A 26,438-nucleotide genomic window follows, 5' to 3' on the forward strand; every position below is an offset into this window, starting at 1 on the left:
GGGGTCGCCCCCCGCCCACCGGTTCCCGGTCCGGCCCGGGGGGGGGGGGGGGGTGGGGGGGGGGGGGGGGGCCGGGGGGCTCCCCCCCCCGGCCCCGCCCCCGTACGTCCCCGCTCTACCGCCGCTCGTACGAGTGGTGGTCGTCGTGCCCGGTCCCGACGCCCATGCCCCAGTTGTTGTCGGTGCTCAGCGTGGTCCGGAGGTCGCCGACGTCGATCCGCTGGACGGGTCGGCGGCCGGGCTCGTCCTCGCCCATGATCAGCAGCGGGTCGAGCATGACGACGGCCGCGGCGACCACGAGGAAGGCGAGCGGCCCGACGAGCAGGGGCAGCACGTCGAGGACCGAGGAACCGGTGCCCGCGTGGGCCGCGTGCCCGACCTTTACGTCGACGGCGGCCATGCCCGTGTAGTGCATCCCGGTCACCGCGACGCCCATGATCACGCTCGCGCCGAGGCTGGCGAGGAAGCCGCGGACGGAGACGGCGGCCCAGAGCGCGGCGGTCGCGGCGACGACCGCGATGAGGACGGAGAGGGCGACGACGGCGGGCGCGTAGGACACCGAGCCGTTCATGCGCATGGCGGCCATGCCGAGGTAGTGCATGGCCGCGACGCCGAGGCCGGTGAAGACGCCGGCGGTGAGCAGCGGGACGGGCCGGACGCCGAGGTAGCCCACGACGAAGATGCCGACGCCGACGACGAGGACCGCCACGAGGAGGCTGAGGAAGGTCAGCGGGGCGTCGTACGAGATCGTCGTCTCGCGCACCCGGAAGCCGAGCATGGCGATGAAGTGCATGGTCCAGATGCCGCAGCCGATGGACGCGGCCCCCAGCGCGAGCCACCCTGGCTTCCGCCCCTGGTCGGTGGTGAGTGACCGCACGGCGCAGCGCAGCCCGAGCGCACTGCCCAGACAGGCCATCACGTAGCCCACGAGAGGCGTGACCACGCCGTAGTTGAAACCGTCGATCGTGCCTTGCACCGCGCTGGAGTCCTTCGCGTCATGGAGGGGTGGAGGAAATGGTGGGTTCGATCCCTTACCGCCGAGTAACTTTAAACGGTGTTTTAAACGATCTTCGGGCGGATCGGTCCTATGCCCCCCAACCCTCGCGAACCATCCCGTACCGCCTCCCGCACTCCTGCCGCCGCCGACCCGTCCGCCGCCGCCCACCCCCTCCAGCCGGTACGCTGTAGCCGCTCCGGCCAAGCGGTCCGGAGCGGAGGTGGGTTGCCCGAGCGGCCTAAGGGAACGGTCTTGAAAACCGTCGTGGCGCGAGTCACCGTGGGTTCAAATCCCACACCCACCGCAGCAGGTCAGGCAACACGCTGATCAGAAGGGGCGCCCCCGGTCGGGGGCGCCCCTTCGTCATGGAACCCCGTCCCACCCCGATCTGCCCGTGTGCCTCTTTGAATCATGGTGTGTGGACCAGGCGTGGGCCACGATCAGTCCCCCTTGCCCCTGCTGGGCCAGCGGTGACGTGCTGTCTGTTTTCGCAGCTGCTGTCGGTCGCCGCCCTTGTCGTGAAGGGTGCTGATCGATGACGGAGGGGGATGGCGATGGCCAGGGTACTGCCCACGGAGAAGACTGAGCGTGCGGGAGTGAATGAATTTCGCGCGCTTATGGAATCTGCTGGCTATATCGTCCAAGAGATTGTTGGTGGAAACGACTGCGGGGGGATTGTTGTCTGAAGCTTTACATGCGAAGGAGAGAGGACTGGTGACATCGTCGCGGTTCGGATGAAGAGCGGCACGACGCATCTCCGGTCAAGTGGCTACGGAATTTCATGTAGAGAGCACGTGCAGGACTGGATTAGGAGTCGTACCCCCGTAATTGGTGTTGTGTACGACCCGGAACTGAAGGAGCTATATTCTGAGTCAACTTTACCGAGTCCTGCAAAGTGCCAGTCACAAAATGCATCGACTGAAGAATCGCAACTTGAACGATATTGATCGAACGCCTGTCAGTGGCATTCCGTACGAGATGGCTACCGACTCGGTCGATTTTCGCGAGCGGCATCCTGGTTCCCACCCTGCCCTGGCTGAGTAGCTGTCCGTAGGTGCAATCGTGGGTCTCTTGACCATGGTGGCGCCCGGTCTGTTCGAGGTCGTAGAAAGTTACAGTATTTGAATGGATCTTCGCACATCGGATTCCCGTGGTTGCGAAAGTTGTACTGCTGTATTTGACCGGCTTCTATGTGAGGCTGGAGATGGATAGAAGGTGGAGACTTAAGCTGGCTTATCCTCAAGGCGTTCCTGGGGGAGAGTGACGTGCTGCTGCTTGGTGTTAAAGGAGGTGCCTAGCAGCTTCACTGTGCGAGATACGCCGGATTGGTTCTTTCAGGAAAACATCTTCAAGGTGGCCCGCTGGCGCGGTCCGAGTGGCACGGTGGCCCCTTCCCACTCGCGCCGCAGAATCCCGAAGAGCGGGCAGTCGGTCCGTGGAAAACCCCGATTGTCGCCCCACGGTGGGCTCGGCCAGCAAAAGCGGGGCGCGTGCCAAGTCCGCGCCAGTCACTGTGGATTGTTGTTCAACCATCTGTGACCGGGGCGGTTCTCCTCCACGGCTTTACCCACTTGTTCAGGACGGGCCCGCATACGGCCCCCTGAACAGGACGTCGGACCAAGCCGCTCCTGCCAGCCGTGTGGAAGCCCGCGCCTTCATGAGCGAACGGCCAGAGTGTGGGCGGCGGTTGGCACGTGAAGGCCAGGGTGGGCACCGGGGGGAGAGAGCCCGGAACTATCCGTGGGAACCGGCGGAGCCATGCTGCCTTCCGGACGCTTCCGCAACCCATGTTCGCCAGACGTGGCGCGTGTTCGGTACCTCGGGGCGATCGAGAAGCCAGAGGACGTAGCTGGCGTGAAGGCGTGCCCATGGGTTGTCCGAGGCAGCGGCCGTACCGAGCCTGTGGCGGAGATCCTCACCGTCGACCGCTCGTGCGACGCGAACGTACTCGCGGTCCTTGCAGCGGTAGGCCCGCTGGACGACGATCTCGACGAGGTCGATGAGCTTCGACCTGGTCAGCTGATTGTGGTCGGTGACGGCCATCCGGCGGATGAGCGACTGTTTCGCGCCCCATGCCTTTGCATACTCTGTCCACTCGTGAGGGAACCGCGCTTCCCACTCCAGGAAGAGAAGCGCATAAGGCAAACGCGGCCCGTCGCCGCCCTCGCCCACCCACAGCCCTTCGGGCAGGGTACGGCTGCACATGTCTGCGTATACCTCGTACGCCCGCTTGAAGGCCGGCTCCTGATACTGCTCCTCCGCCCCCAGCGGCCTCGTGAGATGCCACAGCTCGTTCCACCGGTCGAGAGCCGCCCAGGCATTCCTCCGGGCCCCATCCAGGTGAGCGAGTGCCGCTTCTCGCTCAGTGGGATCGTCGGCTATGAGGCTGAAGGCCCAGCCCAATCGTGCGCGCCAGGCGTCGGCCTCGTCGCCACCCGACTTTGCATCCGCCGCCCCGTTCGTCATGCCTGAGATCATCTCTCAGGCCGTGACGACGGACATCATGCCCGTTTGCAACACACGCATCGATGGTGACGAGGCGCGGTGATGCGATGGATCTCACCTGAGAGGCACTGGGCAGGTTGTGACCTCGCGACGTCCCAGATCCGGCGGTTACGCCGCTGTGGTGTGGGTGAGACCAAGGGAGGTAAGTCCTTCGTCTGGCGCAGACGGTCAGAGGGGCCGTCGACCTCGGTCTGGAGGAGTTGACAGGTGGCGTCGTGGGACTGGCCAAATGCATAGAGGACCGCCACAGGAAGCGTCCGAGGCTCTGTCCTCAGGTCTCGGGTGGAACAGCGAAGCACGGGGGCATGAGTTGGGGCCCGATCACATCGTGGAGCACCTCCATGGGACCTGTCGCGCCCACGAGGTGGTCTTCGACGGCGGTGGCGGACGGGACCACCCGGGTCGGTGCAGGGGCCGACGGTGAAGTTCTTCGTCATGATGTCGGCCTCATCCCGGGCCGCTTGTGTACCGCTTTGGAGCATGGTGTGGACCAGGCGTCCGACTTCCCGCTCGTGGAGCAGGTCCCGTCCCCGTCCTCGGCTCTTGGACCGGGTTCTGTCAGTGGCCGCTGTTAGCGTCCGGTCGTTCTGGAAGAGCTGTGGGGGAGGGGCCGGCTTATGGGTGCGTCGGGGTGGGACTACTCGGTGCCGTATCAGGAGGATCTCGTCGGGGCGTTCGACGCGCTGCGGCGGAAGGTCTTCGAGGAGCGGGACTACTACTGGGGGCCGGGTGGTGACTGGCGGCCCGAGGAAGAGCGGCTGCCGTGGCCCGGGACCGAGGAGGAGCTGTGGGAGCACGAGCTCGTGCAGCAGGACGGGACGCACTCGATCCTCGACATCTTCCGGATCATCGGGCCGGACGAGGAGCCGGAGTACTCCACGATGAAGCAGGTGACCGAGGAGGAGGCGCTGCGCGTCCTGGGCACGCGGAAGCCCACCCGGGCGGATGTGCCGAGGTTCGAGGAGTTCGACCACTGGCGTTGGTACGGGCGGTGTGCCGTGCTCCACGACGACCGGGGGGAGCCGCGGGAGATCTACTTCTGGGGTTTCTCCGGCGACTGAGCCGGCCCGGTGGACCAGGTGTGGGCCGACCGGGGGCCGTCGCGCACACCTGGAGTCGGGGGCGGGGCGTGGTCAGGAGTGGTTGCGGGCCGGGGGGTTGTTGAGGCAGAGCGCGATGTTGCGTACGGCCGCCGTGAGTTCCTCGATGACGCGGGCCGCCTGCTCCGCGTTGTGGAAGGCCGGGCGGTCGGTCAGGGTCCGGCTCAGCTCCTCCGCGGCCCGGACCGCGTGCCCGGCGGGACCCGGGTCCGCGGCGGGGACCGGGTAGGGGTCGGACACCGGGTACGGGTCGGGTGCCGCGTAATGGTCGGGCGTCGGGTACGGGTCGGAGTAGGGCTCCGGGTCCGGGCGGTAGCCCTCGAAGGAGGGCGAGAAGGTGCCGGAGCCCGTCGTCCCCGCCGTGAGGGCGCCGTGCGCCTCCTCCCCGGTGCGGGGGGCCGTGGCCAGCAGGAGGGCGTGCGAGGCCGGCAGCGGGGCCTGGGGGGCCTGCGGAACCTGACCCTGGGGCGTCTGCGGGGCCTGCGCGTGCGGGACTTGGGCTTGCGCCGCCTGTGCCGCCTGTACGGAATGCGGGGGCTGCGGGGCCTCCGGGGGCTGCGGCGGGGACTGGCGGGCCCGGGGGAGGACGAAGTGGTCGAAGCCCGGGAAGGCCGTCGTGCCCGGGCGTACGGTCGGCGGCTCGTACTCCTGCTGCCACTGCGCGCGGTAGCACTCCACCTGGTCCTCGCAGGAGGAACGCGCGTGGAAGACCGCCGTGTCCTCGCCCAGGTCCGGGTACCAGAGGTTGGGGCCGGGGAAACGGACCGTCCTCATACGGGGCTTGATCTGCTCGGCGCACCCCATGCAGCAGCCCTTCGGCACCAGGAACGGGATGCCGCCGCTCTGCTCCGGCCTGCGCGGGCCCTCCTCGCGCGGGTACTCCCCGTGGTGGCAGGGCGGCAGTTCGCCGCAGGCGCGGCAGACCGCGTAGTGCTCGGGGAGCACCTGCCAGTCCTGGCTGGCGGGGGCGCACCAGTGCTTCGGCGCGGACCGGGGCAGGTTGTCGTTGCGCAGCACGAGGACCACCGGGCGCTTGTAGAACTCCGCGCGCTCCGGGGCCGGTTTGACCGCCTGGTTGTTGGCCCGCCGCAGTTCGTTGGCGTGCCACCACAGCTCCACGTGGTCGCGCCAGGCCTTCTCGTACGCCTCCGGCCAGTGGTCGCCGGGGTACCCGGTGATCTCCAGGACGCGCCAGGCCTGCCGGTCGAGTACGACGATGGAGCCGGCCCGCAGTCGCAGATGAGTTCCCTCGCCGCCCTCGTCCGGCCAGTCATGGCGGCCGATGCTGGTGGGCTGGTCAGGGAGCCACCTGCGAACCTGCATGACACGCTCCTCGGCAACGAAACTTCGTAGTTTCAACTGGGGCAGTAAGTGACATTCTGAACAATTTAGGCGTCTGCTTGGGGTTAGACACGCGCACGCCGTGGATACGTGAGGGCCGGAAACACCTTTCCCACCGGCTATTTCACCCGCCGTGACCGACCTCGCCCGGATTCGCGGCCTTCGTCGTCACGGCCGCCCCGTACCCGCTCCGAGGGGTCCCGACGCCCACCCGTACGTGTGACGTCGCTTCGGCCCGTGTCATCCCGTACGTATGCATCGCTCCGCATATCGGGCCGTTCGCCTACTTTCGGAGGCGGGCCGGGCGCGGAGGGGTGGTAATGGCGGTGCCGTTCCGTGAGGGGCGGCGTAGGGTCCGGAGGTCTTCGGGGCCCCTTCGGAGGTCTCCTGGAGACCTCCTGGAGTCCTCCGGGAGACGAGAGACAGGAGCGTGGGATGCGGATCGTGCTCGTCCGGGGCGACATCACCGCCGAGGCGGTGGACGCGGTGGTCAACGCCGCGAACTCCTCGCTGCTCGGGGGCGGCGGCGTCGACGGGGCGATCCACCGGAAGGGCGGACCGGAGATCCTCGCCGCCTGCCGGGAACTGCGCCGCTCGCGCTACGGCAAGGGGCTGGCGACCGGGCGGGCCGTGGCGACCACGGCGGGGCGGCTGCCCGCCCGGCACGTGATCCACACGGTGGGGCCGGTCTGGTCGCGGGACGAGGACCGCTCGGAACTGCTGGCCTCCTGCTACCGGGAATCCCTGCGGGTGGCCGACGAGTTGGGGGCCCGCACGGTCGCCTTCCCGGCCGTCTCCACCGGGGTCTACGGCTGGCCGATGGCGGACGGCGCCCGGATCGCCGTCGCGACGGTGCGGGCGACCCGCACCGAGGTCGAGGAGGTGCGCTTCGTGCTCTTCGACGAGACGGCGTACCAGGCCTTCGCGGAGGCCGTGGGGGACGTTTCCTAGTTCCCGGGGGCGCCGGAACCGTGCGCCCGGGGCGAAAGGCGAATTCCGCCGTCCCCGCGAGCCGCCTCTTTTCTCGTGCTGACCGGGTTTATCCGGCTGTCCTCACGCTTGAGGGGGAACGTCCGCTCCGAGACGGTTCGCCGGGGATTCCGTGGGCAACTCTGCATTCGCGACGTCGAGCACAACGACCGGGGCGGAAGGCCAACTGCCCCGGAAACACACACATTTCGGTCCCGCCCCGCGCTTCACGTATTCGGCGGAGCTCACAGGAGCTCCCGGTTCCCGGTTCCCGACTCTCGGTTCTCGGCTCTCGTTCCCGACTCTCGTTCTCGGAGGAAACAGTCATGGCAAGCAGTCCCCCCGCCCGCGTCGCCCGCACCACCGCCGTCCCCCGACCGAACGGCACGGTCGGTGCGAGCGGTACCGGCTTCGCCCGCATCGCCCCGTCCGGCCCGGTGCTGGCCTTCCCGCCGTGGGAGTGACCGGGGACAGCGGAGACCGGCCCGAGGGGGGCGACACGGTCGTGCGAACGACGGGCCGCACGGCGGTACTTCGATGCCGGCGTGCGGGCCGTCCCGGCGGAGGGAGCAGCGTCGGAGGTGTCACTGGAGGCGTCACGGGAGGTGTCACCGGACGCGGGGCCGGGCGTAGGGCGGGCCCGGGGGCGCGGTTCCCACGTACGGGTCGTTCCCCGGTGCGTACGGCCGAGGAGGCGGCCCCAGCGGTGGCCGGGCACGGCGGGCGGCCCTTCACTCGCGTCATGAGCACAAGCACTCCGCCCCGGTCCCGGACCACCACGACTTCCGCACCGGCACGTTCGCGGACCGCGTCCCCCTTCACCGGGGTGCGGGCCGTGGCCGCCGCCCTGATGGCCGCGGTGGCCGGGACGGCCCTCCTCGACGCCCCGGCGCCGACCGCCGTCCCGCCCCCGCCCCGGGCCGCCACGAGAGCGGCGGCGGCAGCGGAGGCCGTGAGGACCGTCGCCGCCCCCGGAGCCCCCGCCTCGGCCGCCTCCACCTCCGCCGTCTCCACCTCCGCCGCCTCCACTCCCGTCCACTTCACCGGCAAGGCCTTCGACACCTGCGAGGCGCCCTCCGTCGAGACGATGAGGGCCTGGCGCGGTTCGCCGTACGGGGCCGTCGGGATCTACTTCGCCGGGCGGGGCCGGGGCTGCCCCGGTCAGCGGGAGCTCGGTCCCGGCTGGGTCGCCTCGGTGCAGGCCATGGGCTGGCGGCTGCTCCCGGTCTTCGTCGGCTCCCAGGCGCCGTGCGTCGAGGCCCCCGCCAAGAAGCCCTTCGCCATCGGCTCCGACCCCTGGGGGCAGGGCACCCGGGAGGCGGGCGACGCGGTGCGGGCGGCGCGGGCCCTGGGCCTGGACACGAGCAGTCCGCTCTACCTCGACATCGAGTCCTACCGGCGCGGTGACGCGCCGTGCGCCGCGACCACCCTCTCCTTCGTCCGCGCCTGGAACCGCGAGGTGCGCCGCCTCGGCTACCTCCCCGGCTTCTACAGCAGCGCGGACACGGGCGTACGGGACATCGAGGCGCAGCGGAAGGCGGGCACGGCGGACCTGCCGGCCGTGATGTGGTTCGCGCGCTGGCTGGGGAAGCCCGCCCTGGCCACCGAGCCCGCGCTGGCCCCGGCGGCCTGGACGCCGCGCGCCCGGATCCACCAGTACGCGGGCAACGTCGCGGAGTCGTACGGCGGCCACCGCCTCGTGATCGACCGCAACGCCGTGGACGCCCCGGTCGCCCGCCTCACCACGGCACGCGCGGGCTCCGCCCCCGCCTCCCGCACCTCCGCCCCCGCCTCCTCCAACGATTCCCGCGCCTCCGTCCCCGCCTCCTCTCCCGTGGTGGCACGGGACCCGGCCCGACCCTGAGCCGGGTCTCGGGGGCCTCCACCCAGAGGAGGTCGGGCCGTCCCCACCCCTACAACCTGAGGCGGACGGCGGTTCGGGACCTGGGGCCGATCCGCCGGACCGCCGCCGCTCCTAGCGTGGAGTCATGACTCCGCCACCCTCTGGCCCCGTCTGCGCCGGTGCCTCGCAGTACGCGTCGTACACGACCTTCTCCTCGTACGTACGGGCGCGTGGGCCCGTACTCCTGCGCACCGCCCGCTCCCTGACCGCCAACCCCTCGGACGCGGAGGACCTCCTCCAGACCGCGCTCGCCAAGACGTTCGTGGCCTGGGAGCGCATCGAGGACCACCGCGCCCTGGACGGCTACGTCCGGCGGGCGCTGCTGAACACCCGTACGTCGCAGTGGCGCAAGCGCAAGGTCGACGAGTTCGTGTGCGAGGAGCTGCCCGAGCCGGTCGGCCTCCCGTCGCCCGACCCGGCCGAGCGGCAGGCGCTGCACGACGCCATGTGGCGCGCGGTGCTCAAGCTGCCCGAGCGGCAGCGCCAGATGGTGGTCCTGCGGTACTACGAGGACCTCAGCGAGGCCCAGACCGCCGAGGTGCTCGGGGTGTCGATCGGCACGGTCAAGAGCGCGGTGTCCAGGGCGCTCGGCAAGCTCCGCGAGGACCCGGAGCTGACCCCGGTGAGGTGAGAAACCCCCTCGTACCCGGCCCGCCCTCCTCCCGTCGCCAGTAATCACTGGCAATTTCCGTACTCCCAGGTAGTGACATACCGCGCGGTACGTGCGCAGAATCTCCACACCCTTACTGCCACGTAGCGCCCACCGGGAGGACGCCCCGTGTACAGCACCATGCAGGACGTACAGCTGACCGTGAGCCGCATCCTCGAACACGGGATGAGGATCCACGGGAAGTCCACCATCACCACCTGGACGGGTGAGCCCGAGCCGCAGCGCCGCACGTTCGCCGAGACCGGGGCCCGCGCGCACCAGCTGGCCGGCGCCCTGCGCGACGAACTCGGCGTCACCGGCGACCAGCGGGTCGCCACCCTGATGTGGAACAACGCGGAGCACGTCGAGGCGTACTTCGCGATCCCCTCCATGGGCGCCGTCCTCCACACCCTCAACCTCCGCCTTCCCCCCGAGCAGCTGGCGTGGATCGTCAACCACGCCGCCGACCGGGTCGTGATCGTCAACGGCTCGCTGCTCCCCCTCCTCGCCCCGCTGCTCCCGCACCTGCCGACGATCGAGCACGTCGTCGTCTCGGGCCCCGGCGACCGCTCGGTCCTGGCCGGCGCGGCCCCGCGCGTGCACGACTACGAGGAGCTGATCGCCGGCCGCCCGACCACGTACGACTGGCCGGAACTGGACGAGCGCTCGGCCGCGGCCATGTGCTACACCTCCGGCACCACCGGCGACCCGAAGGGCGTCGTCTACTCCCACCGGTCGATCTACCTGCACTCGATGCAGGTGAACATGGCCGAGTCGATGGGCCTCACCGCCAAGGACACGACCCTGGTCGTGGTCCCGCAATTTCATGTGAACGCGTGGGGGCTGCCGCACGCCACCTTCATGACCGGCATCAACATGCTCATGCCGGACCGCTTCCTCCAGCCGGCCCCGCTCGCCGACATGATCGAGCGCGAGAAGCCGACCCACGCGGCCGCCGTCCCCACCATCTGGCAGGGCCTGCTCGCCGAGGTCACCGCCAACCCGCGCGACCTCTCCTCCATGGCCCAGGTCACCATCGGCGGCGCGGCCTGTCCGCCCTCCCTCATGGAGGCGTACGACAAGCTCGGCGTCCGCCTCTGCCACGCCTGGGGCATGACCGAGACCTCCCCGCTCGGCACGATGGCCCACCCGCCGGCCGGCCTCACCGCCGACGAGGAGTGGCCCTACCGCGTCACGCAGGGACGTTTCCCCGCCGGCGTCGAGGCGCGGCTCGTCGGCCCCGGCGGCGAGCACCTGCCGTGGGATGGCGAGTCGGCCGGCGAGCTGGAGGTGCGCGGCACCTGGATCGCGGGCGCGTACTACAACGGCGTCGACGGCGAACCGCTCCGCCCCGAGGACAAGTTCAGCGAGGACGGCTGGCTCAAGACCGGCGACGTCGGCGTGATCAGCGCCGACGGCTTCCTCACCCTCACCGACCGCGCCAAGGACGTCATCAAGTCCGGCGGCGAGTGGATCTCCAGCGTCGAGCTGGAGAACGCCCTCATGGCGCACCCGGAGGTCGCCGAGGCCGCCGTCGTCGCCGTGCCCGACGAGAAGTGGGGCGAGCGCCCGCTGGCGACCGTCGTCCTCAAGGAGGGCTCGACGGCGGACTACGAGACGCTGAAGGCCTTCCTCGCCACGGAGGGCGGCATCGCCAAGTGGCAGCTGCCGGAGCGCTGGGCGGTCGTGCCGACGGTGCCGAAGACGAGCGTCGGCAAGTTCGACAAGAAGGTCATCCGCAAGCAGTACGCGGAGGGCGAGCTGGACGTGACCCAGCTGTAGGCACCGGGACGTGAGGAAGGGGGAGGGCCGCCGGCCCTCCCCCTTTCCCGTGACCCGTTTCCCGTGTCCTGGTTTCGGTTTCCCGTGCCCTAGTTGGTGCCGATCTTCGCGAGCAGGTCGACGATCCGGGCCTGGACCTCGGCGCTGTTCGCCCGCTCGGCGAGGAAGAGGACCGTCTCGCCGGAGGACAGCTTCGGCAGCTCCTCCTCGACCAGGTCGGCCGAGGTGTAGACGACGAGCGGGGTGCGGTTGAGCTGCCCGTTCGCGCGCAGCCAGTCGATGATCCCGGCCCGGCGGCGGCGCACCTGCATCAGGTCCATCACCACCAGGTTCGGCTGCGTCTGCGTGGCGAGCGTGACCGCCTCGGAGTCCGTGGCCGCCCGCGCCACCTGCATCCCGCGCCGCTCCAGGGTGGCCGCGAGCGCCTCCGCGATGTCCTCGTTCTCCTCGATCAGCAGGACCCGGGACGGGTGCTGCTCGCTGTCGCGCGGCGCGAGCGCCTTGAGCAGCACGGCGGGATCGGCGCCGTACGCCGCCTCGCGGGTCGCCTGCCCGAGCCCGGCCGCGAGCAGCACCGGCACCTCGGCGGCGACGGCCGCCTGGCGCAGCGACTGGAGCGCGGTCCGGGTGATGGGGCCGGTCAGCGGGTCGACGAAGAGCGCGGCCGGGAAGGCGGCGATCTGCGCGTCGACCTCCTCGCGGGAGTGCACGATCACCGGCCGGTAGCCGCGGTCGCTCAGCGCCTGCTGCGTGGAGACGTCGGGCGCGGGCCAGACGAGCAGCCGGCGCGGGTTGTCCAGGGGCTCCGGGGGCAGCTCGTCGTCGACGGGGCGCGGGGCGGGCCGGTTGGCGACCTCGACCGCGCCGCCGGGACCGTCGAGCGGCTCGGGACCCTCGGCGGAGCCCTCGGCGGGCGCTCCTATGGCGTACGCCCGGCCCTCGGACGCGGGGGAGGCGGGGACGACGGGGGGAGCGAGCGGGGCGGGCCCCGGCACGGCCTCCGGCTGGGCCGGGGCCTGCGGCTGCGGATGCGGCCTGGCCTCGGTCCCGGCCGCCGTGGGGAGCGCCGCCGGGGCCGGCGGGTCGACCTCGGGCGGGGTGGCGAGCTTGCGCCGCCGCCCGGAGCCGTTGGAGGGGGCGGTGGGCGCGGTGGCCGCACCGGGCGCGGCCGGGGCCTGAGTCGGTACCGGAGCCGGGGCCTGGATCGGAGCCGGGCCCGGGGGAACGAAGGGGACGCCCTGCCCGAGGGTCCGGACGCTGAACGCCCGCCCCTGGGTCGACTCCCTCGACATGGGCAGCTCGGGCGGCAGCGGTACGGATCCGGTGCCGGTCCCGGGCCCCGTGCCGTTGCCGGACGGCGACGGGGGCTGCGGCTGCGGGTGAGTCTGGGTCTGCGTCTGCGTCTGCGGCTGCTCCGGACGCGGAGGCGCGACGGCCCGCCGCCGCCCGGTCGGCTCGACGGACGGGGGTACGGACACGGGCCCGGAGGCGTCGGGCGCCCGGTCCGGCAGCGGTGTCTGCGCGGAGACGTGCGGATGGGGCTGCGGCGGCGTGTGGTCCGCGCCCGGGACACCCCGTACGGCCTCGTGCTGTCCCTCGTCGGAGACCGGCAGCGGACCGGCCACGGGAGCGGCGGGCAGCGGCACTTCGCGGTCCGCGTCGGCGGGCGGCAGCGCGAACGGGGTCCGGGGACCGGCCTCGGCCGCGGCCGCCCGCTCCTGCGCGGCGGCCAGCGCGCGCCGACGGCGTCCGCTGGGCCGCGCCGGAGCCTCCTCGGAGGCGACGGCCGGCAGGGCCAGGGCGGAGGCGGGGGAGGCAACGGGTCCGGACCCGGGTCCGATTCCGTTTCCGGGTCCGGGGATGCCCGAGGGGTCGACGGCGACGCCCTGCGGCGGCACGGCCGCGCCGAGCGCGGCACGCCCCTGCGCCCCTTCGGCGGCGGTCACGACGGAACCCTCGGCGGGCCGCCCCCGACGGCGCCCGGTGGGCTCGACGGGCGAGGCGTCCGGAGCGTCCGGAGCGATCGGGGAGACGGTCGCGTTCTGCTGAGCCGGGATCAGGTCGGCCGCGGCGGACCCCTCCGTACGGGCACGGCGTCGTCCGCCGGGGCCGGTGCCGGCCGGGGTGTCGCCCGCGTCCGCGACCGCGCTGTCCAGGAAGGCGTCCGTCGAGCCGCGCCGGGCCCGCCGCCGCCCCCCGCCGGGAGCCTCCGCGTCCGGCCCCGCCTCCGCGGCGACCGGGGACCCGGCGCTCGGGGACGCGGCGACCGGCGTCTCGGTGAGCGGCGCCGAGGCCTGCGCGGGCAGGGCGAGGGCTTCCCGGCCGTCCGCCCGGTCGGCGGTCCGGGGCGCCGGGGCGGGAACCGTGCCCCGGCCCGCGCCGACCGGCACTTCGAGGACGTACGCGCCGCCGCTCGTGCCCGGCACCTCGTGGGTCTGCACGACGCCGCCGTGCGCCGCCACGATCCCGCGCACGACGGGCCCGTGGACCGGGTCGCCGCCCGCGTACGGGCCGCGGACCTCGATCCGTACGACGTCGCCGCGCTGGGCGGCCGCCACGACGATCGTGGAGTCCGCGGGCCCGGCGCCCGGGACGGCGGCCCGGTTCCGGCCGGTCGCGTCGACGCCCGCGACGTCCGCGACGAGGTGCGCGAGGGCGGTCGCGAGCCGGACCGGGTCCACCTCGGCCTCGATGGGCGGGGTGTGCACGGCGAACTGCGCGCGGCCGGGCCCGATCAGCTCGACGGCCCCGTCGATGCCGGCCGACACGACCCCGTCGAGGAGCGTGACGTGCTTGTCGAGCTCCTCCGCGCCCGCGTCGAGGCGCTGGTAGCCCAGGACGTTGTCCACGAGCGCCGTCATCCGGGCGTACCCGGCGGCGAGGTGGTGGAGGACCTGGTTGGCCTCGGGCCACAGCTGCCCGGCGTCGTCGGCGGCGAGCGCGCCCAGCTGGGTGCGCAGCTCCTCCAGGGGGCCGCGCAGCGACTCGGCGAGGACGGCCGTGAGCTGCTCGTGGCGGGCGGCGAGCGAGGCGTACCGCTCCTGCTGCTCCTCGCGCTCCGCCGCCGCCCGCTCGGCGCGGTCGGCGAGCTCGGCGGCGTGCTGCTCGGCGAGCTGCTCGTACGGCCTGCGGTCGGTGAAGGTCATCACCGCGCCGACGAGCTGGTCCCCGTCCCGCACCGGAGCGGTCGTCAGGTCGACCGGGACGCGGTCGCCCTTCTTCGTCCACAGGACCTGACCGCGGACGCGGTGCTTCCGCCCGGACTTGAGGGTGTCCGCGAGCGGCGACTCCTCGTACGGGAAGGGCTCGCCGTCGGCCCGCTTGGCGAGGATCAGGGGGTGCAGCTCCCGGCCGCCGAGCTCGCCGGCGCGGTGGCCGAGGATCTGCGCGGCGGCGGGGTTCACGAGGACGACCCGGCCGTCGGTGTCCGTGCCGACGACGCCCTCGGAGGCGGCGCGCAGGATCATCTCGGTCTGCCGCTGCGAGCGGGCGAGTTCGGCCTCGGTGTCGAGGGTGCCGGTGAGGTCCCGCACGACCAGCATGAGCAGCTCGTCGCCGGTGTAGCCGCCGTACGAGTCGTAGGCCTCGCGGCCGTCCTCCAGGCTGGCGCTGGTCACCTCGACGGGGAACTCGCCGCCGTCGGTGCGGCGGGCGATCATCCGGGTCGGCTTGGTGCGGCCCTGCTCGTCGGTGTTGTCCGGGCGCCGCATGGAGCCGGGGATGAGCCGCGAGTCGAAGTCGGGCAGCAGGTCGAGGAGGCCGCGCCCGACGAGGGCGGTGCCGGGCGTCTCGAACATGCCGAGGGCGATGGTGTTGGCGTTGACGACCGTGCCGTTGCAGTTGACGAGCACGAGGCCGTCGGGAAGGGCGTCGAGTATGGCTGCGAGGCGAGCAGCGCCTCGGGATGGCCTGCTGCTCACGACGACGCTTCCTCCCTGACGCACTGCACGCGCTTGGCCTGTCGACCGGCCGGCTCCATCTTGCCCCTCGGACCGTGGCCTGTCACTGAAGGGAGTCTAAGGGAGCCTCCGGCCGGCCCTCCCGGACGTCGCCCCCGCTCGCCGTCCCCACACGGCATCTCCGCACGTCATCCCCGGACGGCGGTCCCGAAGGTCACCCGGAGGTCACCTCCGGACAAGGGGAAGGACGGGCTCCAGATTCTCCCAGCGGTCGATCTCGCAGCCGTTCGCCCGGGAGAAGCGGGCGTCGACCTCGCGGCCCCGCCAGGTGCCGGTCACCCGGGCGAGGACGGGCCCGCCGTACACCTGCGCGCACGACCGGCTCTCGGGGACCGGCAGGAACGGGTCCTCGTCCGCCGCCGCGAGCCGCTCCAGGCGCTCGCAGGCGCGCGCGGCGGCCGGGTGGTCGCCGCCGGGCCGGTCGCCGCACGTCAGCTCGAAGGTGCCGTCGGCCTCGGGATGACCGCTCCGGGAGATCGCCACGGTCAGGGCGTCGGGCGCGGGCGCCGGCGCGGGGAACAGCGACAGCGGCGGCAGGGGGCCGAGACCGGCGGTCCCGGCGGCGGTGGCGAGGGTCGCGAGGGCGATACGGCGCAGCATGTGGATCTCCAGGAGCGCGGGTGCGCGGCGGACGCGGTGGACGCGCCGGGCACGGGCGCACGACGCGCCCGCCCGGTCTAACGCTCCGGACCCGGCGGCGTTGCGCGGCGGGGCGCGGCGGGGGGAGTGCGCCGGGCGGGCGCGCGGGCCCGTACGCGCGCCGGTGGGCTTTGCCCTGACCCCCGGAGGGCTAGTACGGTGAGAATCGATTGGTGACACCCGGTTCGTCTGTGTCATCATCTGCACGCACCACCCGCGTATGCGCGAGGTGCATGGAGGCGTCGCCTAGTCCGGTCTATGGCGCCGCACTGCTAATGCGGTTTGGGTCTTAAAGCCCATCGAGGGTTCAAATCCCTCCGCCTCCGCCCCACACCGAAGCCCCGGCCCCAAGGCCGGGGCTTCGGCCGTTCCCGGGGTCTGCCCCGCACTCCCCCGACATGGCGTTTCCGCAGGTCACAAGGGGTGGGGCAATCGGATTTCACATGACGGCGGCAGTCATGTAATGTTCTTCCTGTCGCCGCGAGCGGGTCGAAAGACCGGGGAGCGAAGGCAAGAACTGAAAACAAGCACTCGTAGCTTAACGGATAGAGCATCTGACTACGGATCAGAAGGTTGCAGGTTCGAATCCTGCCGAGTGCACACAGATGAGAGGCCCGGACGAGAGTCCGGGCCTCTTGCGTTGGGTCGGGTGTTCGCCCGTGCTGCCCGGCTGAGGGGAGCGGTTGAGCCCTTTTCCGGTGGCGGTGGGGGGTTAGGGTCGAGTGGTCGTTCTTTCGTCGTACAGGGGGTGGGGCCATGGCGCTCTTCGGGAACGCGCACGCGATCGATCCGGCGCAGGCGCAGCAGGACTTCGCGCGGCTGCTCGGGCCGGGGGAGCAGGTGCACGCGGCGTACCTGCTGATACGGGACACGATCTTCTTCACCGACCGGCGGCTCGTGCTGGTCGACAAGCAGGGGATCACCGGCAAGAAGGTCGAGTACCACTCGATCCCGTACCGGAGCATCACCCACTTCGCCGTCGAGACCGCCGGCACCTTCGACCTCGACGCCGAGCTGAAGATCTGGATCTCGGGCAGCCAGCTGCCCGTGCAGAAGACCTTCACCAAGGGGGTCGACATCTACGAGGTGCAGGCGATCCTCACGCAGTTCGTCGCCAAGTAGGCGGTGGGGAAGGGGAGGGTTCTCGGGGAAATCCCCGAGAACCCTCCCCTTTCGGGTGAACCCGTCTTATTTGCATGTCAGTTGAATATGCCTTCGGACTAGCTTGCGAGACGGAGGTGATGATCGATGGACGCGATCGACATCGATGACGTGGTGTACGCCGCCACCGGGGAGCGCCTGCGGAGGCTGACCGCGTCGGACGGGGCCCACTGGTTCCCCGTGGTGGACGTGGCGAAGCGGCTGGGGTACGCGGGGACGAGGGAGGCCCTGCGGACGGTGGCGCTGCCGGAGGAGTGCCTGGCGTCCGCGCGGGAGATCGCCGGCGACGAGGAGTTCCTCCGCCGGTGCGGGATCCGCGCGTCGACGCGGATGGTGAGCCTCCAGGGGCTCGTCCGGCTCGTCGGGGCGTGCCGGAGGCCGGAGGCCGGGCCGTTCCTGGCGTGGGTGTCCGAGGTCGTGGCCTCGGTCCAGCGGTACGGCGGGTACGGGCTCGAACCCTCGCCGGTGCACGGCGGGTTCCTCCTGCCGCCGGAGCTCGTCGATGTCCTGGTGCGCCTGGAGGGACGGTTCGACGAGGGGGCCCTCGCGTCGGCCGGGCAGGTCGAGTACGCGGAGCTGCTCCGCGAGACCCGCAAGAGCCTCTCAAGGGTCGCCGAATCCCTTGAGCGGCTCGCCGTGCCCCGCCAGCGCACCGGCTCCGCCGTCGCGCTCAGCCCGCAGGAGCTCGTCGAGTCCTGGGCCATCACCGGGGACGTGCGGACGGTCGCCAGCTGCCTCGCCCCCGGGCTCGTCCGGGGCGGGGTGCGCTACCGGCCCCAGGACGTCACCCGCCGCACCGGCCTCTCCGGCGAGCGCGTCCGCGACTGCGTACGGCTCCTCCTCGAACGCGGCTGCATGAGGCAGGTCGGAGAGCCCGACCCGGACGGGACCCGGATCTACGTGCTGCCCTGAGCGGGGTGCGGGCCGGGTTTCCGGTGCGGGCGTGGCGGAGACTGGAAGTCCGAGGAGTACGGGGAGGCGTGGGCGTGGAGTGGCGGTGCCGGGGGATCACCTGGAACGGCGGAGTGCCGGGGCTGCGGTGGCAGGGCGGGAAGGTCAGCGCGCTCGCGTACGGGCAGCCGCTCGCCTTCCGCGCCGCCGGGGTACGGCGCTGTCCCGGGGCCCGGGGCAACCCCTGCCCCCTGGCGGCCGCCGTCCCCGGCCGGGCCACCGGAGGGCGGTGCGCGGAGTGCGCCCGGCTCGACCGGGCCCACTCGGTCGCGGCCGACACCGTCGCGGACGACCCCCAGCCGTACCGCGTCTACCTGGCCTGGTTCGGGCCCGGCATGACCAAGGTGGGCATCACCGCCGAGGCCCGGGGCGAGGCCCGGCTCCTGGAGCAGGGGGCCGTCGCGTTCAGCTGGCTCGGCCGGGGGCCGCTGATGGCCGCCCGGCGCACCGAGGAGGTCCTGCGCCAGGCCCTCGGCGTGCCCGACCGGGTGCCGTACGAGCGCAAGCGGGCCGCCCGGCACGCCCTGCCGCCCGCCGCCGACCGGGCCCGGGAGGTCGAGGAGCTGTACCGGCGGGCCCGGGAGGTCGGCGGCTGGACCGAGACCCTGGAGCCGCTGGAGTTCGCCCCGCGCGACCACGCCGGGGCCTTCCGCCTCGACGGACTGCCGCCGCTCGCCGGCACGGTCACCGAGCTGACCGACGGCGGCACCGTCACCGGGCGGCTGCTCGCCGCCGCCGGGCCCGACCTGCACCTCCTCGCCCCCGACGGGCGCTGTCTCGCCCTCGACACCCGGCTCATGGGCGGGTGGGCCCTGCACAAGGCGGAAGCGGAGGAGGGGTTCTCCGTGCCGGTGACGGCGGCGGCTCCCGCGAGCGACCCGAACGAGCAGGGGGAACTCTTCTGAAACGGCTTTCGCGGCGGGCTTCTCTGGCGGGGCCTTCTGGAAGGACTCCTCAGTAGGCCGCCCTCGAAAGGCCTCCCCGGCAGGCCTCCGGGAGGCGACCCGGGTGGCCCTCGCGGCCGTCCGGCCCGCTTCGTAAAGTCTTGGATCCCTTTGGCCGGGGGCCGTGGACATCCCCGCCCGGCCCCCGCGAGGGTGATCGCATGACCCCGAAACTGGTGGCGGGCATCGAACCGCCCTACTACACCGCTGTCTTCACCTCGGTCCGGCCCGACGAACCCGAGGGATACGCCGAGACCGCCGCCCGGATGCGCGAGATCGTCGAGGGGATTCCCGGCTACCTCGGATACGAGTTCGCCCGCACCCCCGGCGGCATCGGCATCACCGTCGCCTACTTCCGCGACCTGGAGTCCCTCGACGCCTGGCGCGACCACGCCGCGCACCAGGAGGCCAAGGCGCACGGGCGGGAGCACTGGTACGACAGGTACAGCGTCCACATCGGCAGGGTCGAGCGGAGTTACGACTATGAGCGCGCATGACCGGGCGAACGGGGAGGCCGGCGTCGTCGACGTTCCCGCGCTCCTCGCACGGCTCGGGATCCCCGGACTCGTCGACGTGCACACGCACTTCATGCCGCAGAACGTCCTCGACAAGGTCTGGGCCTACTTCGACGCCGTCGGCCCTCTGACCGGTCTGGAGTGGCCCATCACCTACCGCGAGGAGGAGGACCGCCGGATCGCCCTCCTGCGCGGATTCGGGGCGGTCGCCTTCACCGCGATGCTCTACCCGCACAAGCCCGGCATGGCCCCCTGGCTGAACTCCTGGGCCGCCGACTTCGCCGCCCGCACCCCCGACTGTCTGCACACCGCGACCTTCTTCCCCGAGCCGGGCGTCGACGGTCACGTCCGCGAGGCGCTCGCCGCCGGGGCCCGCGTCTTCAAGGTGCACCTCCAGGTCGGAGGGTTCGACCCGAACGACGAGCGGATCGACGGCGCGTGGGGAAGCCTCGCGGACAGCGGCACCCCCGTCGTCGTCCACTGCGGCTCCGGGCCCACCCCGGGGAACTTCACCGGTCCCGGCCCCATGGGACGGCTGCTCGCCCGCCACCCCCGGCTGCAGGTGATCGTCGCGCACATGGGGATGCCCGAGTATGGGGACTTCCTCTCCCTGGCCGAGCGGTACGAGGGCGTCCACCTCGACACCACCATGGCGTTCACCGACTTCAGCGAGCGGCTCGCGCCCTTCCCCGTGCGGGAGCACAAGCGGCTGCTCGACCTCGGCGACCGGATCCTCCTCGGCTCGGACTTCCCCAACATCCCGTATCCGTACGCCCATCAGCTCCACGCCCTCGAACGCCTCGGGCTCGGGGACGACTGGCTCCGGAAGGTGCTGTACGAGAACGGTGCCGCGATGTTTCACGTGAAACCGGCCCGTTGACCCCCAGAGCGCTCTGTTTCACGTGAAACCGCCCCTTGCGGGCATCCCCACGGCGACGGCCGTTTCTCAGCGAATTCACAGGAAAGGAAAAGGGGCCTTTCAGCGGCGACGGTCAGCGTGGGACCCATGACCGTCACCCCACACCGCACGAGCAACCGCCCCGGCACCCGCGCCGACATGCTCCGCGCCGACGGAACCGCCGTCCGGGTCCTCGTCGTGGACGACGAGGCCTCGCTCACCGAACTGCTCTCCATGGCCCTGCGCTACGAGGGCTGGCAGGTCATGAGCGCCGGGGACGGGGCCGCCGCCCTGCGTTCCGCGCGCGAGTTCCGGCCCGATGCCGTGATCCTCGACATGATGCTGCCCGACGTCGACGGACTGAGCCTGCTCGGCTCGATCCGGCGCGAGCTGCCGGACGTGCCGGTGCTCTTCCTGACGGCGAAGGACGCCGTGGAGGACCGGATCGCCGGGCTCACGGCGGGCGGCGACGACTACGTGACCAAGCCCTTCAGCCTGGAGGAGGTGGTGGCCCGGCTGCGCGGCCTCATCCGCAGGTCCGGGGCCGCGCAGGCGCGCAGCGAGTCGCTGCTCACCGTCGGGGACCTGACCCTGGACGAGGACAGCCACGAGGTCACCCGGGGCGGCGACTCGATCCACCTCACGGCGACCGAGTTCGAGCTGCTGCGCTACCTCATGCGCAATCCGCGCCGGGTGCTCAGCAAAGCGCAGATCCTCGACCGGGTCTGGTCGTACGACTTCGGTGGCCAGGCCAATGTGGTCGAGCTCTACATCTCCTATCTGCGCCGGAAGATCGACGCGGGGCGCTCCCCGATGATCCACACCCGGCGCGGGGCCGGCTATCTGATCAAGCCCGGGGAGTAACGACCCGTGTCCCTGGCTCCACGGTCGCCCCAAGGCCCAAGGTCGTCCCGAGACGCACGGTTGCCCCGAGACGTGCGGTCGTCCCGGGGCACGCGGCCGTTTCGAGGCGTACGGCTCTTCCCGGGCGCGAGGCTGTTCCGGCGTGCGCGGCGGCCCTGGTCGCTGCGGACCCGGCTCGTCGTGGCGGCGGTCGCGCTGATCGCGGTCGTCGCGGCCGTCATCGGCACGGTCACGACGATCGCGTTCCGCTCGTACCTGTACGACCAGGCCGACGAACAGGTCCGGGGGCTCTCCCAGCGGGCCGCCGGGCCGCCGGTCGTCCTGCCCGCGCCCGATCCCGGCCGGGGCCGCGAGCCGTTCGCCTTCCTCGGCGGCCCGGGCGCCCCGATAGGGACCCTCGGCGCGGTCCTGACCGACGGCGAGGTCACCTCCGCCGGGTACTCGACGGAGGTGCCCGGCAACAGCGGTACGGACGGGCCGAGGTTCCCGGTCGAGGAGCTGGACGCGGAGCAGCGGGCCGCCCTCGCCGCCGTCCCGCGCGACGGCGAGCCGCACACCGTCGAGCTGCCCGGCGGCCTCGGCTCCTACCGGGTCGCGTACGCGGAGGGCAGCCGGGGCGCCTTCCTCACCGGCATCCCGCTCACCGAGGTCGACGACGCCCTCTCCACCCTCGTCCTGGTCGAGCTGAGCGTCACCGGCGCCGGACTCGTCGCGGCCTCGCTCGCCGGGACCGTCCTCGTCGGGGTGGCCCTGCGCCCGCTGCGCCGGGTCGCCGCCACCGCCCGCCAGGTCGCCCGGCTCCCGCTGCACAGCGGCGAGGTCGCGCTCCACCAGCGGGTCCCGGAGCCGGAGGCCGATCCGCGCACGGAGGTCGGCCAGGTCGGCGCGGCCCTCAACCGGATGCTCGACCACGTCCACTCGGCCCTCGACGCGCGCCAGCGGAGCGAGACCCGGGTCCGGCAGTTCGTCGCGGACGCCAGCCACGAGCTGCGCACCCCGCTCGCCTCGATCCGGGGATACGCGGAGCTGACCCGGCGCGGCCGCGAGGAGTGCGGGCCCGACACCCGGCACGCGCTCGGCCGGATCGAGTCCGAGGCGACCCGGATGACGGGCCTGGTGGAGGACCTGCTGCTGCTCGCCCGGCTCGACGCCGGACGCCCCCTCTCGTACGAACCCGTCGACCTCGTCGCCCTCGTCGTGGACTCCGTGAGCGACGCCCGCGCCGCCGGGCCCGGCCACCACTGGAGCCTCGAACTCCCCGGGGAGGCGGCGGAGGTGCGGGGGGACGGCGCCCGGCTCCGGCAGGTGCTCCTCAACCTCCTCGCCAACGCCCGCACCCACACCCCGCCCGGCACGAAGGTCACCGCCCGCGTCCGCGCGGAGGGGCCGGACGTGCTCGTGGAGGTCGAGGACGACGGGCCCGGCATCCCGGACGCCCTCCTGCCCTCCGTCTTCGAACGGTTCGCGCGCGGCGACGCCTCCCGCTCCCGTGCCGCCGGCTCCACCGGCCTCGGGCTCGCGATCGTCCGCGCGGTCGTCCTCGCCCACGGCGGCGGGGTGACGGTGGCGAGCGCCCCCGGCAGGACCGTCTTCACGGTCCGCCTGCCCGGAGACGCACAGCCCCCGGACGCACACCCCCCGGACGAGGACTCACAGGCGGGGCACAGGCTCGGCACACGGCCGTGACAGCCGCACCGGCGAGTGTCCGGGTATGCGAACCCCAACGATCGCGCGGCCCGTGCCCGGCGCCCTGCCCGCCCGGGAACACCTGCCCGTGGACGTCGCCGGACGGCCCGTCCTGGACGTGGTGATCCCCGTCTACAACGAGGAGAAGGACCTGGAGCCGTGCGTCCGCCGGCTCCACGAGCACCTCTCCCGGACCTTCCCGTACGGCTTCCGCATCACCGTCGCCGACAACGCCTCCACCGACACGACGCCCGCCGTCGCCGCGGCCCTCGCCCGCGAAGTGCCCGGGGTGCGCTCCGTACGCCTCGAACAGAAGGGGCGCGGGCGGGCGCTGCGCACGGTGTGGTCGGCGTCGGACGCGCCCGTCCTCGCCTACATGGACGTCGACCTGTCCACCGACCTGAACGCGCTGCTCCCGCTGGTCGCGCCGCTCATCTCGGGCCACTCGGACCTGGCGATCGGCTCCCGGCTCTCCCGCTCCTCGCGGGTGGTGCGCGGCCCGAAGCGGGAGTTCGTCTCCCGCGCGTACAACCTGATCCTGCGCTCCTCGCTCGCGGCCCGGTTCTCGGACGCGCAGTGCGGGTTCAAGGCCATACGGCGCGAGGTCGCCGAGCGGCTGCTCCCGATGGTCGAGGACACCGGCTGGTTCTTCGACACCGAGATGCTGGTCCTCGCCGAGCGGGCCGGGCTCCGGATCCACGAGGTGCCGGTCGACTGGGTCGACGACCCCGACTCGACCGTGCACATCGTGAAGACGGCGACGGACGACCTGAAGGGCGTCTGGCGGGTGGGGCGGGCCCTCGCGACCGGTTCGCTGCCGCTCGACCGGCTCGCCCGGCCGTTCGGGGACGACCCCCGGGACCGCGAACTCAGCGGCGTGCCGGGCGGTCTCGCCCGCCAGCTGGTCGGCTTCTGCGTGGTCGGGGTCCTGTCCACGCTCTTCTACCTGGCGCTGTACTCGGCCTTCCGGCTCGGCCTCGGCCCGCAGCTCGCCAACGCCGCCGCCCTCCTCGTCTCGGCCGTCGCCAACACGGCGGCCAACCGGCGCCTCACCTTCGGGGTGCGGGGCCGGGACCGGGCCGTCCGCCACCAGGCGCAGGGGCTGGTGGTCTTCGCCATCGGCCTGGCCCTGACCAGCGGTTCGCTCGCCGCCCTCGGTGCGGCGACCGGCGACCCGTCGCACTCCACCGAGCTGGCCGTCCTGATCGTCGCCAACCTCGCCGCGACCGTCCTGCGCTTCCTCCTCTTCCGGCTCTGGGTCTTCCCCGAGCGGGCCACCGCAAGGAACGAACGATGACCACCCTGAACCCCGCGGCACCCGCCGCCCGGGGGAGCGACCGGCTCGCCCGCCTCCTGCGCGGGCGCGCCGAGGACGCCCCCTGGGTCCGGCCCGCCTTCCTCGGCCTGCTCGTCGTGACCGGCGTGCTCTACCTGTGGAACCTGAGCGCCTCCGGCTACGCCAACTCCTTCTACTCCGCCGCCGTCCAGGCGGGCGGGGAGAGCTGGAAGGCCTTCTTCTTCGGCTCCCTCGACGCGGCCAACGCCATCACCGTCGACAAGCCGCCGGCCGCGCTCTGGCCGATGGCGCTCTCCGTGCGCCTCTTCGGCCTCGGCTCCTGGCAGATCCTCGTGCCCGAGGTGCTCATGGGCGTGGCCACGGTCGGCGTCCTGTACGCGGCCGTCCGGCGCCGGTTCGGCGCGGGCGCCGGCCTGATCGCGGGCGTGGTCCTCGCGCTGACGCCGGTCGCCGCCCTGATGTTCCGCTTCAACAACCCGGACGCGCTGCTCGCCCTGCTCATGACGGTCGCCGTGTACGGGGTGCTGCGCGCCCTGGAGGACGGGCCGGGCGCGGCGAAGTGGCTCGTGTGGGCGGGCGTGGCCTTCGGCTTCGCGTTCCTGGCGAAGACCCTCCAGGCCTTCCTGATCCTGCCGCCGCTCGCCCTCGTGTACGCGGTGTGCGCGCCGGGCGGAATCGGGCGCCGCGTCGGCCGCCTGGCCCTGGCCGGGCTCGCGATGCTGGTCTCGGCGGGCTGGTGGGTGGCCCTGGTCGAGCTGTGGCCGGCGTCCTCCCGTCCGTACGTCGGGGGCTCGCAGAACAACAGCTTCCTGGAGCTGACCTTCGGTTACAACGGCCTCGGCCGGATCAACGGCAACGAGACCGGCAGCGTGGGCGGCGGCGGAGGCCCCGGCGGGGGCGCGGGCGGTGGACGCTGGGGCGAGACCGGCCTCGGCCGGATGTTCAACGACTCGGTCGGCGGTCAGATCTCCTGGCTGCTCCCGGCCGCGCTGCTCCTGCTCGTCGCGGGGCTCGTCGTCACCCGGCGGGCGCCCCGGACGGACACCGCGCGCTCGGCGTTCCTGGTGTGGGGCGGCGCGCTGCTGACGACCCTCGCGGTGTTCAGCTTCATGGCCGGCATCTTCCACGAGTACTACACGGTGGCCTTGGCCCCGTACGTCGCGGCGCTCGTCGGCACGGGCGCGGCCGTGCTGTGGGAGGAGCGCACCCGGTTCGCCGCGTCGGCGGCGCTCGCGGTGACGGCGGCGGTGACGGCCTGGTGGGCCTGGACGCTGCTCGGCCGTACGCCGGACTGGCTGCCGTGGCTGCGCTGGACGGTCCTGGTGGCGGGCGGCGCGGCGGCCCTCGGGCTCCTTGTCGCGGGCCGGGTCGACCGGCGCCTCGGGCTCGCGGCGGCGGGCCTCGGCCTGGCGGCGGGCCTCGCGGGCCCCTTCGCGTACACCCTGGAGACGGTGAACACCGGCCACCAGGGCTCCATCGTGACGGCGGGCCCGGCGGGAGGCCGGGGCCCGGGCGGCTTCGGCGGCCGTATGCCGGGAGGCTTCGGGGGCCGGACGCCCGAGGGCGGAACGGCGTTCCCGGGCGGCCAGGGAGGTCAGAACGGTCAGGGCGGCCAGATGCCCGGCGGCCCCGGCGGCCAGGGACAAGGCCAGGGACAAGGCCAGGGCCAGCGGCAGGGACAAGGCCAGATGCCCGGCGGCACCCCGCCCCAGGGGATGCCTCAGGGAATGCCGCAAGGGATGCCCCAGGGCGGTGCGGCCCGCGGCGAGCGCCCCGGCTTCGGCGGCGGCGGTGGCGGCATGGGCGGTCTCCTCAACGGCGCGAACGTCGGTACGGAGGCCGAGGCGGCGCTCCTCAAGGATGCCGGTTCGTACACCTGGGTCGCGGCCACGGTCGGCGCCCAGAACGCCGCCAGCTACCAGCTCGCCACGGAGAAGCCGGTCATGGCGATCGGCGGCTTCAACGGCAGCGACCCGTCCCCGACCCTCGCGCAGTTCCAGCGGTACGTCGCCGAGGGGAAGATCCACTACTTCATCGGAAGCGGCGAGACCGGCGGCGGATCCGGCGGAGAAGGCAACGGCCGCATGGGTGGAGGCATGGGCGGCAACTCAGAGATTTCCACCTGGGTCTCGGAGACCTTCGAGAAGGTCACGGTCGGCAGCGCCACTTTCTACGACCTGACCAAGGAGAAGTGACCAGCCACCGTAAGGCCGAAAGTAACCGCTATACAGCGTAAGAGAGCCCTTGTACGGTGTACGAGACCTGATCTCGTACACCG

The 26,438-nt window shown here is 72.5% G+C and carries 20 protein-coding genes, 3 tRNA genes and 1 pseudogene; 19 read left to right on the forward strand and 5 right to left on the reverse strand.

The window, feature by feature from the left end; all coding sequences use genetic code 11:
* Window positions 1-115: 115 nt before the first annotated feature.
* Window positions 116-976 (reverse strand): MHYT domain-containing protein, encoded by an 861-nt coding sequence (locus ACIQVI_RS31755; protein ID WP_403602262.1) that lies wholly within the window; start codon window positions 974-976, stop codon window positions 116-118.
* A gap of 240 nt (window positions 977-1,216) precedes the next feature.
* On the opposite strand from ACIQVI_RS31755, the gene ACIQVI_RS31760 reads away from it, so the two are divergent.
* Window positions 1,217-1,301 (forward strand) — tRNA-Ser (locus ACIQVI_RS31760).
* A 409-nt stretch (window positions 1,302-1,710) separates the two neighbouring features.
* Window positions 1,711-1,944, forward strand: a pseudogene (locus ACIQVI_RS31765) (hypothetical protein); the annotation flags it as partial.
* Between the two features lie 787 nt (window positions 1,945-2,731).
* On the opposite strand, the gene ACIQVI_RS31770 reads toward ACIQVI_RS31765, so the two are convergent.
* Entirely contained in the window at window positions 2,732-3,463 is a 732-nt protein-coding gene (locus tag ACIQVI_RS31770; RefSeq protein ID WP_403602265.1) for a hypothetical protein, read from the reverse strand.
* A gap of 683 nt (window positions 3,464-4,146) precedes the next feature.
* Here ACIQVI_RS31770 and ACIQVI_RS31775 point away from each other — a divergent pair.
* Window positions 4,147-4,563, forward strand: a complete 417-nt coding sequence (locus ACIQVI_RS31775) for a hypothetical protein (protein WP_403602268.1) — start codon at window positions 4,147-4,149, stop codon at window positions 4,561-4,563.
* Window positions 4,564-4,635: 72 nt separating this feature from the next.
* Here the strand turns inward: ACIQVI_RS31775 and ACIQVI_RS31780 are convergent, their stop codons facing one another.
* Entirely contained in the window at window positions 4,636-5,925 is a 1,290-nt protein-coding gene (locus ACIQVI_RS31780; RefSeq protein ID WP_403602271.1) for a hypothetical protein, read from the reverse strand.
* A gap of 453 nt (window positions 5,926-6,378) precedes the next feature.
* Between ACIQVI_RS31780 and ACIQVI_RS31785 the strand changes: the two genes are divergently transcribed.
* From ACIQVI_RS31785 to ACIQVI_RS31805, 5 genes are all read left to right on the forward strand, one after another.
* Complete coding sequence (locus ACIQVI_RS31785; RefSeq protein ID WP_403602274.1) at window positions 6,379-6,894, forward strand: O-acetyl-ADP-ribose deacetylase; 516 nt, start codon at window positions 6,379-6,381, stop codon at window positions 6,892-6,894.
* A gap of 344 nt (window positions 6,895-7,238) precedes the next feature.
* Complete coding sequence (locus ACIQVI_RS31790) at window positions 7,239-7,376, forward strand: hypothetical protein (protein WP_403602277.1); 138 nt, start codon at window positions 7,239-7,241, stop codon at window positions 7,374-7,376.
* Between the two features lie 278 nt (window positions 7,377-7,654).
* A complete protein-coding gene (locus ACIQVI_RS31795) occupies window positions 7,655-8,776 on the forward strand; it encodes a DUF1906 domain-containing protein (RefSeq protein WP_403602280.1) in 1,122 nt (373 codons plus the stop codon).
* A gap of 124 nt (window positions 8,777-8,900) precedes the next feature.
* Window positions 8,901-9,446, forward strand: coding sequence for a SigE family RNA polymerase sigma factor (locus ACIQVI_RS31800; RefSeq protein WP_351973516.1), 546 nt, complete (start codon window positions 8,901-8,903; stop codon window positions 9,444-9,446).
* A gap of 147 nt (window positions 9,447-9,593) precedes the next feature.
* Window positions 9,594-11,246, forward strand: coding sequence for a long-chain fatty acid--CoA ligase (locus tag ACIQVI_RS31805; protein ID WP_351973517.1), 1,653 nt, complete (start codon window positions 9,594-9,596; stop codon window positions 11,244-11,246).
* Between the two features lie 89 nt (window positions 11,247-11,335).
* On the opposite strand, the gene ACIQVI_RS31810 is transcribed toward ACIQVI_RS31805, so the two are convergent.
* Window positions 11,336-15,166 (reverse strand): PAS domain-containing protein, encoded by a 3,831-nt coding sequence (locus tag ACIQVI_RS31810; protein WP_403602284.1) that lies wholly within the window; start codon window positions 15,164-15,166, stop codon window positions 11,336-11,338.
* A 204-nt stretch (window positions 15,167-15,370) separates the two neighbouring features.
* Window positions 15,371-15,805 (reverse strand): SSI family serine proteinase inhibitor, encoded by a 435-nt coding sequence (locus tag ACIQVI_RS31815; protein WP_403602286.1) that lies wholly within the window; start codon window positions 15,803-15,805, stop codon window positions 15,371-15,373.
* Window positions 15,806-16,079: 274 nt separating this feature from the next.
* Here ACIQVI_RS31815 and ACIQVI_RS31820 point away from each other — a divergent pair.
* The 11 genes from ACIQVI_RS31820 to ACIQVI_RS31870 all read left to right on the forward strand — a co-directional run bounded on the left by ACIQVI_RS31820 (window position 16,080) and on the right by ACIQVI_RS31870 (window position 26,355).
* Window positions 16,080-16,170: transfer RNA gene (locus tag ACIQVI_RS31820), tRNA-Ser, on the forward strand.
* A 201-nt stretch (window positions 16,171-16,371) separates the two neighbouring features.
* A tRNA-Arg gene (locus ACIQVI_RS31825) sits at window positions 16,372-16,444 on the forward strand.
* Between the two features lie 156 nt (window positions 16,445-16,600).
* Window positions 16,601-16,966 (forward strand): PH domain-containing protein, encoded by a 366-nt coding sequence (locus tag ACIQVI_RS31830; RefSeq protein ID WP_030204774.1) that lies wholly within the window; start codon window positions 16,601-16,603, stop codon window positions 16,964-16,966.
* Between the two features lie 126 nt (window positions 16,967-17,092).
* Window positions 17,093-17,917 carry a BRO family protein gene (locus ACIQVI_RS31835; protein WP_351971268.1) on the forward strand — a complete coding sequence of 275 codons (825 nt, stop codon included), beginning with the start codon at window positions 17,093-17,095 and terminating at the stop codon, window positions 17,915-17,917.
* 74 nt (window positions 17,918-17,991) lie between these two features.
* Window positions 17,992-18,861, forward strand: a complete 870-nt coding sequence (locus tag ACIQVI_RS31840) for a DUF2797 domain-containing protein (RefSeq protein ID WP_403602450.1) — start codon at window positions 17,992-17,994, stop codon at window positions 18,859-18,861.
* 200 nt (window positions 18,862-19,061) lie between these two features.
* Window positions 19,062-19,397, forward strand: a complete 336-nt coding sequence (locus ACIQVI_RS31845) for an antibiotic biosynthesis monooxygenase (RefSeq protein WP_351971267.1) — start codon at window positions 19,062-19,064, stop codon at window positions 19,395-19,397.
* Window positions 19,384-20,295 carry an amidohydrolase family protein gene (locus tag ACIQVI_RS31850; protein WP_403602291.1) on the forward strand — a complete coding sequence of 304 codons (912 nt, stop codon included), beginning with the start codon at window positions 19,384-19,386 and terminating at the stop codon, window positions 20,293-20,295. Before ACIQVI_RS31845 ends, ACIQVI_RS31850 begins: the two co-directional genes overlap by 14 nt.
* 126 nt (window positions 20,296-20,421) lie before the next feature.
* Window positions 20,422-21,177, forward strand: coding sequence for a response regulator transcription factor (locus tag ACIQVI_RS31855; RefSeq protein WP_121829717.1), 756 nt, complete (start codon window positions 20,422-20,424; stop codon window positions 21,175-21,177).
* A gap of 180 nt (window positions 21,178-21,357) precedes the next feature.
* On the forward strand, window positions 21,358-22,863 hold the full coding sequence (locus tag ACIQVI_RS31860; RefSeq protein ID WP_403602294.1) for a sensor histidine kinase: 1,506 nt from the start codon (window positions 21,358-21,360) through the stop codon (window positions 22,861-22,863).
* Window positions 22,864-22,888: 25 nt separating this feature from the next.
* The gene (locus tag ACIQVI_RS31865) at window positions 22,889-24,160 is read left to right on the forward strand and encodes a glycosyltransferase (protein WP_403602297.1); all 1,272 of its coding nucleotides are present in this window, start codon (window positions 22,889-22,891) and stop codon (window positions 24,158-24,160) included.
* Entirely contained in the window at window positions 24,157-26,355 is a 2,199-nt protein-coding gene (locus ACIQVI_RS31870; protein ID WP_403602300.1) for an ArnT family glycosyltransferase, read from the forward strand. The genes ACIQVI_RS31865 and ACIQVI_RS31870 overlap by 4 nt, the downstream gene beginning before the upstream one ends.
* The last annotated feature ends 83 nt before the right edge of the window (window positions 26,356-26,438 follow it).

The sequence above is a fragment of the Streptomyces sp. NPDC098101 genome (assembly GCF_044760185.1).
Taxonomy (GTDB): Bacteria; Actinomycetota; Actinomycetes; order Streptomycetales; family Streptomycetaceae; genus Streptomyces.

Coding starts and splice junctions, on each gene's coding strand:
- ACIQVI_RS31815 (WP_403602286.1), bottom strand. CDS start 15,805: ATGCTGCGCCGTATCGCCCTCGCGACCCTCGCCACCGCCGCCGGGACC.
- ACIQVI_RS31845 (WP_351971267.1), top strand. CDS start 19,062: ATGACCCCGAAACTGGTGGCGGGCATCGAACCGCCCTACTACACCGCT.
- ACIQVI_RS31785 (WP_403602274.1), top strand. CDS start 6,379: ATGCGGATCGTGCTCGTCCGGGGCGACATCACCGCCGAGGCGGTGGAC.
- ACIQVI_RS31790 (WP_403602277.1), top strand. CDS start 7,239: ATGGCAAGCAGTCCCCCCGCCCGCGTCGCCCGCACCACCGCCGTCCCC.
- ACIQVI_RS31870 (WP_403602300.1), top strand. CDS start 24,157: ATGACCACCCTGAACCCCGCGGCACCCGCCGCCCGGGGGAGCGACCGG.
- ACIQVI_RS31865 (WP_403602297.1), top strand. CDS start 22,889: ATGCGAACCCCAACGATCGCGCGGCCCGTGCCCGGCGCCCTGCCCGCC.
- ACIQVI_RS31800 (WP_351973516.1), top strand. CDS start 8,901: ATGACTCCGCCACCCTCTGGCCCCGTCTGCGCCGGTGCCTCGCAGTAC.
- ACIQVI_RS31795 (WP_403602280.1), top strand. CDS start 7,655: ATGAGCACAAGCACTCCGCCCCGGTCCCGGACCACCACGACTTCCGCA.
- ACIQVI_RS31835 (WP_351971268.1), top strand. CDS start 17,093: ATGGACGCGATCGACATCGATGACGTGGTGTACGCCGCCACCGGGGAG.
- ACIQVI_RS31855 (WP_121829717.1), top strand. CDS start 20,422: ATGACCGTCACCCCACACCGCACGAGCAACCGCCCCGGCACCCGCGCC.
- ACIQVI_RS31770 (WP_403602265.1), bottom strand. CDS start 3,463: ATGACGAACGGGGCGGCGGATGCAAAGTCGGGTGGCGACGAGGCCGAC.
- ACIQVI_RS31850 (WP_403602291.1), top strand. CDS start 19,384: ATGAGCGCGCATGACCGGGCGAACGGGGAGGCCGGCGTCGTCGACGTT.
- ACIQVI_RS31830 (WP_030204774.1), top strand. CDS start 16,601: ATGGCGCTCTTCGGGAACGCGCACGCGATCGATCCGGCGCAGGCGCAG.
- ACIQVI_RS31780 (WP_403602271.1), bottom strand. CDS start 5,925: ATGCAGGTTCGCAGGTGGCTCCCTGACCAGCCCACCAGCATCGGCCGC.